The sequence below is a fragment of the Streptomyces sp. NBC_00028 genome, from assembly GCF_045041065.1.
GTDB lineage: Bacteria > Actinomycetota > Actinomycetes > Streptomycetales > Streptomycetaceae > Streptomyces.
On sequence record NZ_CP108293.1, the window covers coordinates 2,757,478 to 2,775,435 of the forward strand.

The following is a 17,958-nucleotide window of genomic DNA, read 5'->3' on the forward strand; positions in this document are numbered from 1 at the left end:
CGGATGACGTGTTGAGCTCATCCCGCTCTAGTCGGCACAGGGAGTGCGCCCTCAGGATTCGCCATCGAGACGATCCGGCAACCACCTTGACGCTTGTTCGCGGCTGACGCGGTTCGCGTCCACGTACCACTGGCGGCGTTGGTTGTCCCACCGCGCACCGAGCAACCTCTTGGCCTCGTCCTTTTCGGCAAAGGGAACGTTCAGGTAGAGCCGATTCCCATCCTGCATCGAAGCCTGGCCGTCCGACGGACGAGAGGCCCTTGGGTTCCACGCGGCACGCTCCTTGCGAGCGCGCTCAATCACCCGCCCGACACGTTCGCATGCGCCGGGGTCCGTGAGACGCATCATCAGATCCGTCGGGCCCGAGTTGGCCAGCAGGTTGAGCGAGCCGTGCCACAGCACAGTGCCATCCAGAACGAGCACCTTCTCGTGCATGCGGTCACGGAACTCCACCTGACATCCGGCTGCTCGCAGTTCCTGGACGAGTCCGCGGACGCGTTCCACGGCCGCGTCCGAGGACTGCTCCTCGGGCGGCCGGGTGCGGACGGTGACAGTGACATCGTCCGCCACTCGCTTGGCCAGTTGTGTGGACCACGCCCGCACAGGTCGTGGATCGAGGAAGGGACAGTAGACCTCGATGCTGCGCGTGGCCCGATCGATGTCCCAGCTCACTGCGCGAGGTACTTCGTCGGCCGGGAAGAACGCGGGCCGGGAGAGTTCCTCCTCGGAGAGCGAGGCGAGTTGTGCGGCCTCACGGACGGGGATGAGCTGGTCGACGGAGATGCACTGGGCGTGCGCTTCGAGATGGTCGAGCATGCGTCGCGCTTCACTGGTCGCGGAGAGGTGCTGCCGCAGATGTTCGACGTCGGCGATGACGATGAGGTGGTCCTGGGCGCGGCTGAGCGCGACGTTGAGCAGACGACAGGTGTTCGAGGACAGGCCGGTGCCCTGGAAGAAGTAGCCGGGCTGGGTTCCGGCCCCTGCCGTCGTGTCGAGGATGACGATGGGTCGCTGGCTGCCCTGGAAGCGGTGCACGGTGTCGACCAGGCCCTCGAACTGTTCCCCGAATCGGTGGCCGAGGCTGCCCTTGAGAGCCTGGACCTGCTTTCTGTACGGGGCGATCACGGCAAGGCGGTCGGTCGCCCGCTCCCCGACGGGTACGTCGTCCCACTTGCGGCCGGGCAGCACACCCTCGTACTGGAGTCCGCGGACGAGTTCGTGGACGGCGGCCTCGTGAACGGTATTGGTCTGGTGGTCGCGACCACGGATGCGTTGGCGCGAGGTGTCGACAAGGATCAGTGGCGCGTCGGCCAAGGCGTTGAAGGGGATCCGTGAATCGTTGTCGCGCCCTGTCTTCAGCGGTGCGTCCGGGTACGCGACGGTGTTGACGAGATCGCAGATCGCGCTGCGCATGCGGTACTGGGTCTCGAGTGCGACGAGCCGCGCATCCGGCATCACCGAACCGCCCGCACTCACCAGCCCGGCGCTGGAGAACACGTCCCGGGCAGTCCATTGCCGGGCGTGCTCCCGCTCGACCTCCGACGCTTTACGGTCGCTGTCGGCCTTCGTCACCGCCGGAAGCTGACGGAAGTCACCGGCGAATACGATCCGCTTCCCTGCCAGTCCGGCGGCGTACCAGGCGGCCGGCAGGTTGACCATCCCGGCCTCGTCGACGACGACCACGTCCACTCGGTCGAGGAGTTTACGCACCTGGACTCCCATGGTCACGGTCGCTCCGAGGACACGGCACTTCGAGCGTACGGTCTCCTTGATCTTCCGGCGCTGCGCTTCCAGTTCGCCGATCTGCTGCTGGATGTGCTCGGCCTGGGACAGCAAGGTCGCACGGGCGGGCAGCCCGAGGAGCTTCGACTGTTCGGCCGCGATCGCCTTGCCCAGTCCGTCGGCCGTGGCTACGGCCCGGCGGAGGTCGCGTTCCGCCGCCGCCAGCCCTGCCGACGCCTGCTGGACGTCGATGCGCGCTTGGTGGAGAGCGGCCTGCGCCTTGTCGAGCTGGGCCTGCTTGCGGCCGGCGAAGATGCCGCTCGGGGCGCCTGTCTTCCTGATCAGTTCCTCTTGGGCGGCGATCACGGATCGTGCGGTGTTCTGGGCCTGAAGGTGGTTCGTCCGCCTGGTGCCCGCATCGTTCTGACGCCGCCGAGCATCCGCGAGGTCCGTACGGAGACCGTCCACTCTGTCATGGGCGGCGATGCCCTCCTGGGCGTGCCGCAAGGCCGCACCCAGCTCTACGAGGGACTGGTCCAGGTGTGCGCTCAGCCGGGCGCCGATCCGTTCGGCATCGACCTGGTCGCCGTACCGGTCCCGCAGCGAGGCGCCTGCGATGGCCCCGGCACGCTGCACGAGCCCGCTGTCGAACCCGTCCTCGTTCGAGAGCAGCTCGCATATGCGTTCCAGAGCCTGGTCCACAGCGACGTTCGTGGGGGCCAGGAAAAGCACTGAGTGCCCTTGGCGATAGCTCCCTTCGACAATGTGCCCGACCACATCGGTCTTGCCCGTCCCGGGCGGGCCCCACAGGAACAGCACGTCACCGTCGAGGGCTTGTGCCACCGCCTGACGCTGACGAGGGTTGAGCTTGAGTGACGCCCAGTTCGCGACCCATTGGGCGGTGGTTCCGGCACCTTTCCCCGGCCGCGGGTCGCCCTGCCCGAGAGCCCAGGCCGCGTGATCCGTCCGGACGGGGTGATTCGGCTGCCCCACCGTCTCCAGCCGTTCCACGAGAACGCGCCAGGTGGCCGCGTCGTCCTCCCGGATCTGCACATGGGAGGGAGTCACTCCGAGGTCCGCACCGGTCACGACACGCACCTTGCCCTCGGGCATGCGCGACACCTCGGCAGGTGTCCACTCGCCCGTCGACCTCGACATGCGCACCAGCGCCGCCTTGCCGTCCAGAGCGTCCAGCCACCGCTTGCAGTCGAAGAGGTACTCATGGCTGCCGTCGGCAGTGGCCACCCTGCGCCCGGCCGACAGCGAGACCTTGCCGCCGTCCTTGCCGTGGCTGCGCAGCTCCGCTGCGATCTCCAATCGCGCGGCCGTGAGCAGTTCCTTGACCGGATACGGCAATCCCGCGACCTCGTTCAACCCCGCCCCCGTAGCCCCACAGTCCTGGCCCTCTCATGAGACCTGCGCCGAAAAGGATGACTGTAAGCACGGGGAACAGAGGAGCGAGCCTTTCCGGCCATGACATAACGAGAGATGCCCGTTGACAACGTCAACAGGTGAATGTGATGCTCGTCAACAGGGTGAAGGTATACGCTCCCTACGGAATGTACCCACCTTGTATGCGACGGGTGAGAACGGGGAGGGCCAGTGGGCCAGGAGACGGTCGCCGGACGGTTCCGGATCACGGGGATCCTGGGCCGCGGGAACATGGGCGAGGTACACCGTGCCGAAGACCTTCAGGCCGCCCCGGACTCCCCGCACCGTCAGGTCGCCGTGAAGACCGTGCTGCGGAGCCGGACCGGGATCGCCGTCGACGCGTCGGGGTCCGGTAAGGAGATCGACCGCTTCCGCCGTGAAGTGCGGATCATGCGCATGCTCTCCCAGGGGCACCCGAACCTCACCCTGCTGATCGACGGCGGTGTGGACGAGGCGCCGGGCGGCAGCGGACTGCCGTATCTGGCCATGGAGTTGCTGGACGGCCATCCGCTCGGCGACCTCATCGACGAAGAACCCCAGCTGCCGGTCTCCTGGGTCGCCGCCCTCGGGGCACAGCTCGCCGCCGGTCTGGCCGCCGCGCACACCGCAGGGGTCGTCCACCGCGATCTGAAGCCGGCCAATGCGATGCTGACCCGCGACGGCACCGTCAAGATCCTCGACTTCGGCATGGGTTCGGTCGTCGACGATCCCGACCAGACGCGGCTGACCAGTACGGGAGTCAGCGTCGGCACCGCTCGCTACATGGCGCCCGAGCAGTTCCGTGCCGAGCGGGTCTCCGCGTCGGCCGATCTCTATGCGCTCGGCTGCATCCTGTACGAACTGCTGATAGGACGGCCGCCGTTCTCCGCGAGAACCCCCTACGAGCTCTCCGAACAGCATCAGCACGAGCGGCCGCCGCGGCTGACCCTGGTGCGCCCGGATCTGCCCGCCGAGCTGGTCCGGCTGGTGGAGCGCCTCTTGGAGAAGGACGCCGAACTCCGGCCCGACAACGCCGCCTTGGTCCGTGAGACGCTGGTCCCACTCGCCTTCGCACCGGACGACACGGCCGCCCTGCTGGCTCCGCACTGGCAGGTCATGGACCCGGTGGCGCGACTGCGCGCTCTCCTTCCCCGGCCCACCCCGGCCGCGCCCCCGCCCGTGCCGCGCAGAGAGCCTCGTCTGCCCGAGGCGATGGACGTCTTCGGTATCCACTCCGATCTGATCAGCGAGTACGAGAGCTTCACCAGGAGCGCGACGGTGATCCGGGACGCCCGTATCGCCGGCTTCGTCGAGGACGATCTGGCGGCGAAGTCCCAGTGGCCCGACCCCTGGTTGTCGCTGAACCCGTTCTTCGCAGACGGCGGTCAGGTCACCGATCTCGTGCGGGACGGCGTGCTTCACCCGAGATGCGCGGAGATCTTCCAGGCCGACAAGAAGGAGAACTCGCTGCGCCCCGACGGGCGTCCGCTGACCTTCCACCTCCATCAGCGGCAGGCGATCGAGGCCGCACAGGCCGGCGACTCCTACGTGCTCACCACCGGCACCGGTTCCGGCAAGTCGCTGTCGTACATCGTCCCGATCGTGGACCGGGTGCTGAAGGAACGTCAGGCGGCCGGCCCCGATGCGGCTCGCCGGGTGCGTGCGATCGTCGTCTACCCGATGAACGCGCTGGCCAACTCGCAGTTGGGCGAGTTGAAGAAGTACCTGCGCCACGGCTTCGGAAAGGGCCGGGAGCCGGTCACCTTCGCTCGCTACACCGGTCAGGAGTCCAAGGAGGACCGTCGGGAACTGCGCAAGAACCCTCCGGACATCCTGCTGACCAACTACGTGATGCTGGAGCTGATGCTGACGCGGCCGGACGACCGCTCCAGCCTGATCCGCATGGCCGAGGGGCTGCAGTTCCTCGTCTTCGACGAGCTGCACACCTACCGCGGCCGGCAGGGCGCGGACGTGGCGTTCCTGATCCGCCGGGTGCGTGAGGCCTGCCGTGCGTCCGCGACCCTGCAGTGCATCGGCACCTCGGCGACCATGTCCACCGAGGGCTCCTGGGAGGACCAGCAGCGTGAGGTGGCGAGGGTCGCCGGCCGATTGTTCGGCACGACGGTGCTGCCGAAGCGGGTCATCGGCGAGACCCTGGTCCGGGCGACCGAGGAGGCCTCCGAGAGCGTGCCCGCCGAGCGGCTTCGGGTGCCGGCTGCGCCCCGCTCGTACGACGCTCTGACGAAGGACCCGCTGGCCCGCTGGGTGGAGTCCCGGTTCGGTCTGGAGCGCGAGGAAGGGACGGAACGGCTGCGGCGCTGTGCCCCGGGCACCGTCGAGGAGGCCGCGGCCGAGCTGGCCGCGGATTCCGGGGTGCCCGAGGAGACCGCCCGGGAGGCGATCCGGACGACCCTGGAGGCGGGCGCGCAGGCCAAGCATCCGGTGACCGAGCGGCCGCTGTTCGCGTTCCGGCTCCACCAGTTCCTCTCCAAGGGCGACACCGTCTTCACCACGCTCGAGGATCCGCTGACCAGGCCGCTGACCCGCACCTACCAGCTGGAACAGCCGGACAGCGACGGCAAGCCGTTGTTCCCGTTGGCGTTCTGCCGTGAGTGCGGCCAGGAGTACCTGACCGTCTGGCGGACGGAGAAGGACGGCGCGTTCCGGTACGAGCCGCGCCGCGACACCTCCGCTTCGGGCGGCCGCGAGGGCGAGGGCTACCTGTATCTGGGCATGCCCGGCGAGGACTACGAATGGCCGGCCGATCCGCAGAAGGCCGTGGACGACCGGCGGTTGCCGGAGTCCTGGCTGGAGTCGGACGCGCAGGGTGTGACAGTCGTCAAGAAGTCCTACCGGCCCCGGGTGCCCAAGCGGGTCGTCGTGGACGCCCACGGCCAGGAGTCGGGTGAGGGACTGGTGGCGGCGTTCGTCCCGGCGCCGTTCCTGTTCTGTGTGCACTGCCAGGTCTCCTACGAGCAGACCCGCGGCCGGGACTTCGCCAAACTGGCCACCCTGGACCAGGAGGGGCGTTCCTCGGCGACCTCGCTGATCTCCGCGTCGATCGTGAAGTCGCTGCGGGCGGTGCCGGAGGAGAGCCTGGGCAAGAAGGCGCGCAAGCTCCTGACCTTCGTGGACAACCGGCAGGACGCCTCATTGCAGGCCGGGCACTTCAACGACTTCGCCCAGGTGACCCAGTTGCGGGGCGCCCTGTACCAGGCCGCGGTGCGGGCCGGTGAGGAGGGACTCAGCCACGACGACCTCGCCGAGGCCGTCACCGAGGTGATGGGTCTGACGCCCGCCGAGTTCACGGACGTCGCGAACCTGACCCCGGCCATGGAGCGCCGGGCCGTCAAGGCCTTCCGGGACGTCGTCGGGTACCGCCTCTACCGCGACCTGGAACGCGGCTGGCGTATCACGATGCCGAACCTGGAGCAGACGGGGCTGCTCAGGATCGACTACGAGGATCTGGGCTGGCTCGCCGCCAACGACGAGCGCTGGCAGTCCGCGCACGCCGTGTTGCGGGACGCCGATCCGGCGCTGCGCGAGGAGATCGCCCGTACTCTGCTCGACTTCATGCGTCGGGCGCTCGCCATCGACGTCCAGTACTTCCGCGACGACTTCGACGTCCTTCAGCGGGCGAGCGAGGAGCGGCTGACCGGGGCATGGGTGCTGAGCGAGAGCGACCGCCCGACGGTCGGAACCGCCTACCCGTACGGCTCGCGGCCGGGGATGGAACGCTCCGCACTGTTCCTGTCGGCCCGCGGCAAGTTCGGGAAGTACCTGCGGCGGAACATGCCCGAGCTGCGCGAGGCCTCCGTCACCCTGGACGACGTCCAGGGCGTCATCGAGGACCTGTTGAAGGTACTGGTCGACGCCGACCTGGTGCGCGAGGTGGACGCGACCCCCGAGCTCTCCGGCCCGGCCTACCGGCGCCGCGCGGCGCAGAAGCGCACCGGTTACCGGGTGTCGGCCGCGGCGCTGATCTGGCGGGCCGGGAACGGTGAACGCGGCGCGGTCGACCCGCTCGCGCGCACCTACAGCAGCGGCGAAGGCCCGCGCGTCAACCCGTTCTTCCGCGACCTGTACCGCACCGCGGCCGCTGAACTGGCCGGTCTTTACGCACGCGAGCACACCGCCCAGGTTCTCCCGGAGGACCGGCTGGAGCGCGAGGAGCAGTTCAGAAAGGCTGAACTGCCGCTCCTGTACTGCTCGCCGACGATGGAGCTGGGCGTGGACATCTCCTCGCTCAACGCCGTGCTGATGCGCAATGTGCCGCCGACCCCGGCGAACTACGCGCAGCGCTCGGGCCGCGCGGGCCGTTCCGGTCAGCCCGCGCTGGTGACCACGTACTGCGCGACGGGCAACAGCCACGACCAGTACTACTTCCGCGACTCCCAGAAGATGGTGGCGGGCCAGGTGGCCCCGCCCCGCCTCGACCTGGCCAACGAGGATCTGGTCCGCTCGCATCTGCAGGGCATCTGGCTGGCGGAGACGGAGATGCAGCTCGGCATCGCCATTCCGGAGGTCGTCGATGTCGCCTACGACCCGGACGGGGACGACCGGCCCGATCCGCAGATGCAGCTCCCGCTCCGCTCCGACATCCTCAACCGGTCCCTGGACGAAGACGCCCGCAGACGCGCGGCCGCCACCGCCCGTACCGTCCTCGCCCCGCTGATCGCGGACTTCGAGTCGACCACCTGGTGGTACGACGAGTGGATCGAGGACCGGATCGAGCGCGCCCCGCAGGAGTTCGACGCCGCCTTCGACCGGTGGCGCCAGCTGTTCCGGGCCGCCGTCATCGACCAGTACGAGCAGAACAAGCGGGTCGTCGACCACACCCTCACACAGGGCGAGCAGAGCCGGGCGCGCAGCCGCCGCCGGGAGGCCGAGACCCAGACGAACCTGCTGCTGAACCGCTCCACCGACAGCAAGTCGGTGATGAGCGACTTCAACCCGTACCGCTATCTGGCCTCCGAGGGCTTCCTGCCGGGCTACAGCTTCCCGCGGCTTCCGCTGGCCGCGTACATCCCGCGCTCCGGCAACCGCCGCAACGCCGACGGCGACTATCTGCAGCGCCCCCGGTTCCTCGCGATCCGCGAGTTCGGCCCCGGTGCGCTCATCTACCACGAGGGTGCCCGCTACCAGGTCACGCGGGTGCAGCTGCCGCCGGACGCCTCGGGCGAGCTGGCGACGGCGGAGGCCCGGCGCTGCGACGGCTGCGGCTACCACTACGTCGTCAAACCCGGCCTCGACCAGTGCGACATGTGCAAGGAGGAGCTGCGCGGCAAGCGCACCGGTCTGCTCCACCTGCACACCGTGTACACCACGCCGCGCGAGCGGATCTCCTCCGACGAGGAGGAGCGTCGCCGGGCCGGTTTCCGGTTGGAGACCTCGTACGCCTTCCAGGACCACGGCGCCCGCAAGGGACGCCTCACCTCGCATGCCGCCGACGGCGACGGGGCGCCCGTTCTCGATCTGGACTACGGCGACTCCGCGACCGTGCGCATCACCAACCTCGGCCGCGTCCGCGACAAGGAGGGTGAGCCGGACGGCTACTGGCTGGACCTCGGCGACGGCCGCTGGCTCAACGACCGGGCCGCCGCCGACGCCATCGAGGGCACCGGTATGCCGGTGGTCGACGAGGACGGCAACGAGAAGCGCCGCAAGAAGCGGGTCCTGCCCTTCGTGGAGGACCGCCGCAACATTCTCGTCGTCACCCTGGAGGAGCCGCTGCCCGAGCCGGTGGCGTGGTCGTTCCTGTACGCGCTGGAGCGGGGCATCGAGGCCGCGTTCGAGCTGGAGGACTCCGAGCTGACCGCGGAGCTGCTCCCGCCGGACGAGGGTCCGCGCCGCCGCATGCTGTTCACGGAGGCCGCCGAGGGCGGCGCCGGTGTGCTGCGCCGGATCCAGCAGGAGCGGGGTGCCCTCGCCGAGGCCGCGAAGACCGCGCTGGAGATCTGCCACTTCGACCGGGACACCGGCGAGGACGAAGGCGGGCCGGCGGACGGCGAGAGGTGCGCCCGCGGCTGCTACGCCTGTCTGCTGACCTACGGCAACCAGACGCACCACCGCCAGCTGAGCCGGCACGCTGCCCAACCGCTGCTGCTGCGCCTGTCCGAGGCCCGCACCGAGCGGGAGGACCGCGGTGAGTCCCGCAGCGAACGGTTCCGCAGGCTGGCCTCCGCGAGCACCTCGCCGACCCCGGTGGAGGCGGATCTGGCGGCCCTGGTCGCGCAGGGCGATCTGCTCGGCTGGCTGAGGGCGAAGGGCTACCGGCTGCCGGACGAGGTGGAAGTCCTCGTCCCGGAGGCCGGGGCCTGCCCGGACCTCGTCTTCCGGCTGGACGGCGCCAACCTCGCCGTGTTCGTCGACCTCCCGGGCCGCGCCCCCGACTCCACCCGCGACATCGAGGCCGGGTATCGCCTGGAGGACGCCGGCTGGGACGTCGTGCGCTTCCCGACGGACGCCGACTGGGACACCATCGCGGACACCAACGCCCTCTACTTCCTCCTCCGTTGACCGCCACAACAGCGCTCACCCATACGACATTCAGGAACCGAGAGATCTCATGAGCCTCACGTACACAGCCGGCTCCCTGGTCGCCGCCCGGGGCCGGGAATGGGTGGTGCTGCCCGAGAGCGCCTCCGACATGCTGGTGCTGCGCCCGCTGGGCGGAAGCGAGGACGACATCGCGGCCGTCTTCCCGGCATTCGAGGACGTCCGCCATGCGGAGTTCGCGGAGCCGAGCCCGACCGACCTGGGCGACCAGCGAGCCGCAGGCCTGCTGCGCACGGCGCTGCGCATCGGGTTCCGTTCCGGTGCGGGCCCCTTCCGCTCGCTGGCGTCGATCGCGGTGGAGCCCAGGGCCTACCAGCTGGTTCCGCTGCTGATGGCGCTACGGCAGCGCACAGTGCGGCTACTGATCTCGGACGACGTCGGCATCGGCAAGACGGTCGAGGCCGGCCTGATCGCCAAGGAGCTGCTCGCGCAGGGCGAGGCGACCCGGCTGGCGGTGCTGTGCTCCCCCGCGCTGGCCGAGCAGTGGCAGGGCGAGCTGCGGGAGAAGTTCGGCATCGACGCCGAGCTGGTCCTGGCCTCCACGGTGACGCGACTCGAACGCGGTCTGGAGCTGGGCCAGTCCCTGTTCGACAAGCACCCGTACACGATCATCTCAACGGACTTCATCAAGTCGACCCGGCACCGCGAGGACTTCGTACGGAACTGCCCCGACCTGGTGATCGTCGACGAGGCCCACAGCTGCGTGGCCGCCGACGACGCCGGGCAGGGCACCGCCTCGTCCTCCTCCAACCAGCTGCGCTACGAGCTGCTGCGCCGGGTCTCCGCCGACGCCGACCGCCACCTGCTGCTGCTGACCGCGACCCCGCACTCCGGCAAGGAGTCCGCGTTCCGCAACCTGCTCGGCCTGGTGCGGCCGGAGCTCGCGACCGTGAATCTGGAGACCCCGGCGGGGCGGGCGAAGCTCGCCGAGTACTTCGTGGCCCGCAAGCGCGCCGACGTCCGCACTTACCTCACCAAGGAGGACGGCCTCAGCGACGACTCCCTGGCCGAGCGCACCGCGTTCCCGTCCGACCGCTGGACGAAGGACGAGCCGTACAAACTCAGCCCCGCCTACCGGGCGCTGCTCGACGACGCCATCGCCTACGCCAGGGACCGCGTCCAGGCCGCCGGCGAGCAGGGCAGGCGGGAGGCCCGTGTCGCCTGGTGGTCGGTGATCGCGCTGCTGCGCTCAATGGTCTCCTCGCCGGCCGCCGCCGCGCAGACCCTGAAGACCCGCTCGGAGTCCGCCGCCGCCCGCACCGCGCAGGAGGCGGACGTGCTGGGCGCGCCGGTCGCCGCCGACTCCGCCGAGAACGACCGCTTGGAGGGCATGGACGTCGCGCCGGGCGCCGCCGAGTCGGAAGAGGCGGGTGCAAGGCTGCTCGAACTCTCGCAGCGCGCTGCCGATTTGGTCGGCCCGGCGGAGGACGCGAAGCTCAAGGCGCTGACCAAGCACCTGAAGAGCCTGATCGCCGAGGGCTACCACCCCATCGTCTTCTGCCGCTACATCCCGACCGCCGAGTACCTCGCCACCCAACTCGAAGGCAAGCTCGGCAAGAAGACGAAGATCGCCGCGGTGACCGGCACCCTCTCCCCGCAGCAGCGGCTGGAGCGCATCGAGCAGCTCGCCGCCGAATCCGCCGAGGAAGAGGGCGATCCCGCTGTCCGCCGCGTGCTGATCGCCACCGACTGCCTCTCCGAGGGCGTCAACCTCCAGCACCACTTCGACGCCGTCGTCCACTACGACCTGGCCTGGAACCCGACCCGCCACGACCAGCGCGAGGGTCGCGTGGACCGGTACGGCCAGAAGCGCGACCAGGTCCGGGTCATCACCATGTTCGGCGAGGACAACGGCATCGACGGCAAGGTCCTGGAGGTGCTGTTCGCCAAGCACCGGCAGATCAAGAAGGACTTGGGCATCTCGGTCTCCGTCCCCGACGAGACGGCTTCCGGGGTGACGGACGCCGTGGTCGAGTGGCTGCTGCTGCACGGCCGTCAGGGCAGCCAGGAGAGCCTGTTCGAGCTCGACAGCCACCAGGAGTCCTTCGAGCGTATCGAGCGCGAGTGGTCCTCGGCCGCCGAGCGGGAGAAGACCTCCCAGTCCAAGTACGCCCAGCGCAGCATCCACCCGGAGGAGGTGGCCCGCGAGGTCGCCGCCGTCCGGGCCGCGCTCGGCGGCGCCGACGAGGTGCGCGACTTCGCCCTGGAGGCGCTGCGCGACCTGGACGCCGTGGTCCGCGACCCGCGTGACGGGAGCGGCGACTTCACCGCCCAGGCCGGTGGCGCCCCGGCCGGCTTGCGTGACGCGCTCGCCGCCACCCTCGGCGGGCGGCTGATCGAGGAGGACCGGGAGATCCCGTTCCGCACGACACCGGCCGTCGGCCGGGGCGAGGCCGCGCTGGTCCGCACCGACCCGGCGATCGGCGCGATCGCCTCGTACGTCCTCGATTCGGCGCTGGACGCGAACACCCCCGGCCCGCGCCCGGCGCGCCGCTGCGGTGTGGTGACGACGGACGCGGTGACGATCCGGACGACGCTCCTGCTCGTCCGCTACCGCTTCCACCTCACGCTGCCATCCCGCACCGGCGAACGGCAACTGGTCGCGGAGGACGCGCGGTTGCTCGCGTATGAGGGAATGCCGTCGCGTGCCCGCTGGCTGGACGACGAGGCGGCCGCCGCGCTGCTGGCCGCGCGGGCCAGTGCCAACACCCACGAGCAGCTCGCCCGCAACCAGATCGGCCGCGCGCTGGACGGTCTGCCGGATCTCGCCGGGCATCTCACGGAGTACGGCACGAGCCTCGCCGCCGAACTCGACGCCTCGCACCGCCGCGTACGCAAGGCCAACGAGGAGATCGTCCGCGGCCTGAAGGTCGTCCCGCAGGAGCCGGCCGACGTCCTCGGTGTGTACGTCTACCTGCCGCAGCAGCCCGCTTCTACTGTGTCCGGAGCCGAAGCCTGATGCCCGTCACCGCCACCCGCACCGCCCTGGTCTTCACCGCCGTCACCACGGTCGGCGGGCTGCTCCCCGCCGACATGCTGCTGCGCATCGCCGAGGCGCGGAACCTACCGGGCACCAAGTCCGCCGACTACGGCCTGCCCGCCTCGGTCCCGGTACGCGACGAGGCCGAGCGCGCCTGGGAGTACCTGAAGCCGCTCTGGCGTGACCTGCGCAAGGCCCTGCCCTCGGACCCGAACACCGGGGCCCCCGCTGCCGACCCGACGGGCCGGGCCGGTACCGACTGGCTCGCGCAGCTCTTCCGGAAGCTGGACTTCGGTGCGCTGACGGAGGTCGGGGAGGGGGGTATCCCTGCCGACTCGGATGCGGAGAAGCGGTTCCCGGTGTCGCACCGGCACGGTCCGGCGCTCGTCCATCTGATCCCCTGGAACCAGGAGTTGGACAAGCGCCCGGCGGCGGGGCAGGTTCCGGCGCAGTCGATGCTTCAGGACTGCCTGAACCGTACGGAGGCCCACCTGTGGGCGGTCCTCACCAATGGCCGGCGCCTGCGTCTGCTGCGCGACTCGTCGTCCTTCTCTACGGCCGCCTATGTCGAGTTCGACCTGGAGGCGCTGTTCGACGGTGAGCTGTTCAGCGAGTTCGTGCTGCTGTACAGCCTGCTGCACGCGTCGCGGTTCGCGGTGCCGGAGGGGGCGGCGGCTTCGGGGTGCTGGCTGGAGAAGTGGCGGACAGTCGCCATAGAGTCCGGCAGCCGAGCCCTCGACCACTTCCGCGACGGCGTGCAGGCGGCCCTCACCGTGCTCGGCACCGGGTTCCTGAGCCACCCGCACAACAACAAGCTCCGCGAGCAGCTGGACGTCCACGCCTTCCAGACCGCGCTGCTGCGGCTCGTCTACCGCATGATCTTCCTCTTCGTCGCCGAGGACCGAGGCGCCCTGCTGGACCCCGAGGCGGACGAATTGTCCCGCGAGCGTTTCACCCGCTACTTCTCGACCGCTCGCCTCCGCCGCCATGCCCTGCGTCGCCTGGGCACCGCCCACGACGACCAGTACCGCGCCCTAGAACTGCTGATCGAGGCTTTGGGCTCCGAGGAGGGCCGCCCCGAGCTGAGCCTGAAGGGACTCGGCGGCCTCTTCAACGACACCCCCGCCGACGAGCCCCTGCGCGGTGCGCGACTGGCCAACCGCCACCTGTTCGAGGCCGTCAAACACCTGGCCCGCGTGCGCGACGCGGGCTCCGCCCGCTGGCGTCCCGTCGACTACCAGCACATGGGTGCCGAGGAACTCGGTTCGGTGTACGAGGCTCTGCTGGAGCTGGTGCCCAAGCACAGCGCCGCGGACCGCACCTTCGAACTCGTCGACCGCATCGGCAACGACCGTAAGAAGACGGGAAGTTACTACACCCCGACCGCGCTCACCGAGGCCCTCCTCGACTCGACGCTCAACCCGGTGATAGACGACGCCGTGAAGCGCGGAGGGCATAACGCGAGCGCCAACGGTCACCCGGACCCGGCCGACACAATCGTCGAGGAACTGCTCTCCCTCACGGTCTGCGACCCCGCCTGTGGGTCGGGGCACTTCCTGGTGGCGGCGGCCCGCCGCATCGCCAAGCGTGTTGCCGCCGTCCGCGAGCGCAACCCGGAGCCCACGGCCGAGGCTGTGCGCCACGCCCTCCACGAGGTCGTCGCGCGCTGTGTATACGGCGTGGACCTCAATCCCATGGCGGTCGAGCTGGCCAAGGTGTCGCTGTGGCTGGAGGCGATGGAGCCGGGCAAACCGCTCAGCTTCCTGGACGCGCACATCAAGCACGGCAACGGTCTGATCGGCGCGACCCCGGCGCTGATGCGGGACGGCATCCCGGACAGGGCATTCAAGAAGACCGAGGGCGACGACGAGGCGTGGGCCCGGTCGCTGCTCAACCGCAACGCCCTCGAACGCGAGGGCCAGGGCGGCCTGTTCGAGATCGAGACGGAGACGAAGGTCGCCAACTCCTCCTTCGCGCGCGGCCTCCGCCGGATCACCGCGGCCCCGGACGACAACCTCGCGGACGTCCGTCGCAAGGAGACCGCCTACCGGGACTGGGCGACGTCGGCCGAGTATCTGCGGGCCCTGCACCTGGCGGACGCGTGGTGCGCAGCGTTCGTCTGGGTCAAGGATGAGGACGCGCCACCAGCCATCACGCACAAGGTATTTCGGGGACTGGAAGACTCCGAGGGTGACGCGGCGCCGCAGTCGACGCACGACGAGATCGTGCGTTTGCGGGACCAGTACACCTTCTTCCACTGGCACTTGGAGTTCCCTGAGATCTTCACGGTCCCGGAGGACGGTGACGCGTCTGCGGACGTCGGCACACTCGCCCCGGCGACAGGGTGGGCTGGCGGGTTCTCGTGTGTGGTGGGGAATCCACCGTGGGATCGTTCCGAATTCGAGGACAAGAAGTACTTCAGTGTCGTGGAACCATCGATCGCTGAGCTGGCAGGTGCCGCCATGCGCAAGCGGATCACCGAATGGCTCCAGGAAAATCCAGAGGAAGCAGAGCGATACCGAATTGCGCGCCGGACACTAAAATCCACATTTACGTTCGCGGCGAACTCTGACGTGTTCCCGCTCTGCGCACAAGGGCTCACTGCTGGGGGCGTCACCAAACTCCAGACAGACCAGCTGTTCACGGAGCTCTTTTCAACCGTGTGCAGCCCATCCGGTCGCTTCGGATCCATCATCCCGACCGCCATCGCAACGCATGCCGGCGGACAGTTTCTGTTCGGTGACTTCGTGCGTAGCGGGGCACTGGCATCGTTGTACGATTTCGAGAACCGTCGCCCCAAGTCGCCCGCCCTACCCAAGGGCGGCAAGTGGTTCGAGAGCGTGGACTCCCGCTACAAGTTCTGTCTGCTCTCACTCACCGGTCGGGACGTGCAGGGGGAGGCAACCCGGGTCGGCTTCTTCCTGTCTGACACCACGGACGTCAACGACCCGAACCGAGTTCTCGCGTTGGCCCCGGACGACCTGGCTCGCATGAGCCCGAACACAGGCACCCTCCCCGTTTTTCGCACCCAGCGGGAAGCGGATATCACATCAGCGATCTACCAGCGCTTCCCTGTACTGCAGAACGAGAAAGCACGAAGCGGAAACCCGTGGAACATCGATTTCAAGTACATCTTCCGCAGCGCCAATGACAGGGACATCATCCGAACGCGCGCCGAGCTCGAAGAGGAGGATTGGCAGCTTCGCGGAAATACTTTCGTACGCGGGGAGGACCGAATGCTGCCCCTCTACGAAGCCAAGATGGTCGACTTCTTCAACCATCGAGCCGCCGACGTCACCAAAAGCCTGACAGCAGTGAATCGGCAAAACCAACCCAGTTACCTGTCCGGCGACGAGCTACAGGACCCCACGCGACAGGCCCTGCCTCTCAATTGGGTTCAGGATGCTGGGAAGATCCCAACAGAGCGTAATGGTAAGAGGGTGGACGTTCCCGGAGTAGACATCCGTCTCCGAGAAGCACGTTGGAACCGAGACTGGCTTTGCGGCTGGTGCGATGTAACCGCCTCAACCAACGAACGCACCTCCATTCCAGCCTTCATCCCTCGCGTGGCCACACTGCACACGTACCCCCTCATGCTGCCCCATGTCGCGCCCCCACTGGTCGCCGCCCTGATCGCGACCCAGTCATCCCTGGTCTTCGACTTCGTGAGCCGTCAGAAGATCAGCGACGCCCACATGAAGCTGTTCATCTGGAAGCAGCTCCCCGTCCCCACGCCCACCAGCCTCGATCCCCACCTCCCCTTCCTCCTCCCCCGCGTCCAGGAACTCGTCTACACGGCCTACGACATGACCCCGCTCGCCCGCGACCTGGGCGACGAGGGCGAGCCCTTCCAGTGGGACGACGACCGCCGCGCTCAACTGCGCGCCGAGTTGGACGCCTACTTCTTCCACCTCTACGGAATCTCCCGTGAGGACACCGACTACATCCTGGAGTCCTTCCAGTCCGAGTCGGGCGGCCTCAAGAACAACGAGATCTCCGCGTTCGGCGAGTACCGGACCAAACGCCTCGTCCTCACCGAGTACGACCGCATGGCCACCGCCGGCCTGACCCTGGAATCCCCGCTCACCGAGGGCGAGTCCGGCACCTACCGCTCACTCCTCACCCCTCCCCCGGGCCACGGCCCCCGGCACCCCGCCTGACACTTCGAAAACGGAGTCACACGAACCCGCACCACGCCACCCGGCAACCACCGTCGAAACGGAGAACCTCAGTGAGCTCTGACGCCGACCACCTCCTCGATGGCATACCCGCGATGAGCAAGTACGACGAGCAGGTATGGGCCACGCTCAACGACCACTGGCAGCGCCGCAACAACCGCCGCGGCCTGCCGAACTGGGCGAGCACGGCGCTGAGTCGCACCGGCGAGGCCGCCGGAAAGGCCACCAGACGGGTCGCGGACGCGGTCCCGGACGCTGTCTCGGAACCCATGCGGCGCGCGGGCGACGCGGTCGCCGACAAGGCCCTGCGACCGGCGCTCGCGGGCGCTGCGGCGTTGCTTGACCTCGTCAACGAGTCGGCCAGGGAGCTCAACGACCCGAAAAACGTCGAGAAGCTCGCCCGCAAACAGGGTCTCGAACTCGAAAGCTTCACCGAACTGCGGAAGCAGGAACTCAAGTTCTGCGACCGGCTACTGACCCGCAACACCCTCAAGTGGCGCACCGCAGGCGCCTTCGAGGGCGGCGCCATGGGCGTGCTGGCGTTGGTCCCCGTCGCCGGGATCCCCGCCGCGATGACGGCGGACATCCTCGTCGTCCAGGTACTGAGCACGTCGATCGCCTCGCGGATCGCGTACTCCTACGGCTACGACGCCAAGGACCCCGACGAGCAGCTCTTCATCCAACGCCTGGTACGCCGGTCCTTCATGGCCCAGGCGGCCAAGGCCGAGCCCTTGCGCGACACAGCACGGGCAGCGCACGCCCTCAAGGGACGCGTCAACTGGTCGCAGAAGCTCCGCCAAGACCATCGCCTCGTGGCCGCCCTGGAGAAGCTGATGCAGCAGCTCGGCCCGGCCGGCTCCAGGGTGCCGGTGCAGAACGTCGCCAAGGTCGTGCCGTTCGTGGGGATTCTCGTCGGCGCGGGCATGAATGCCGCGGTCCTCGGCAGGGTGGCCGCCGACGCCCAGCGGTACTGCCAGACCCGTTTCCTGTGCGAGAAGTACGGCCTGCCGCTACCGGCCGCGCTGGCGACCGACGACGAGGACGACGACAGCCAGGCCGACGCCCCGTAAGTGCTGGGGTGGCGCCTGATCAAAGCGCCACCAACGCGTG

The 17,958-nt window shown here is 69.0% G+C and carries 5 protein-coding genes; 4 read left to right on the plus strand and 1 reads right to left on the minus strand.

Annotated elements, in window-relative coordinates:
- Positions 1–51 precede the first annotated feature (51 nt).
- Positions 52–3,096: an AAA domain-containing protein gene (locus tag OG885_RS12095; RefSeq protein ID WP_405730248.1), complete on the minus strand. Its 3,045-nt coding sequence runs from the start codon at positions 3,094–3,096 to the stop codon at positions 52–54.
- A gap of 228 nt (positions 3,097–3,324) precedes the next feature.
- Between OG885_RS12095 and OG885_RS12100 the strand changes: the two genes are divergently transcribed.
- The 4 genes from OG885_RS12100 to OG885_RS12115 all read left to right on the plus strand — a co-directional run bounded on the left by OG885_RS12100 (position 3,325) and on the right by OG885_RS12115 (position 17,918).
- Positions 3,325–9,651, plus strand: a complete 6,327-nt coding sequence (locus OG885_RS12100) for a protein kinase domain-containing protein (RefSeq protein WP_405730250.1) — start codon at positions 3,325–3,327, stop codon at positions 9,649–9,651.
- 49 nt (positions 9,652–9,700) lie between these two features.
- Complete coding sequence (locus OG885_RS12105; RefSeq protein ID WP_405730252.1) at positions 9,701–12,649, plus strand: DEAD/DEAH box helicase; 2,949 nt, start codon at positions 9,701–9,703, stop codon at positions 12,647–12,649.
- The gene (locus tag OG885_RS12110; protein WP_405730254.1) at positions 12,649–16,830 is read left to right on the plus strand and encodes an Eco57I restriction-modification methylase domain-containing protein; all 4,182 of its coding nucleotides are present in this window, start codon (positions 12,649–12,651) and stop codon (positions 16,828–16,830) included. The genes OG885_RS12105 and OG885_RS12110 overlap by 1 nt, the downstream gene beginning before the upstream one ends.
- Positions 16,831–16,901: 71 nt before the next feature.
- Positions 16,902–17,918, plus strand: coding sequence for an EcsC family protein (locus tag OG885_RS12115; RefSeq protein ID WP_405730256.1), 1,017 nt, complete (start codon positions 16,902–16,904; stop codon positions 17,916–17,918).
- Positions 17,919–17,958: the final 40 nt, after the last annotated feature.

Excerpts from the sequence above, each read along its gene's own strand:
- OG885_RS12105 (WP_405730252.1), top strand. The coding sequence starts at position 9,701 with ATGAGCCTCACGTACACAGCCGGCTCCCTGGTCGCCGCCCGGGGCCGG.
- OG885_RS12110 (WP_405730254.1), top strand. The coding sequence starts at position 12,649 with ATGCCCGTCACCGCCACCCGCACCGCCCTGGTCTTCACCGCCGTCACC.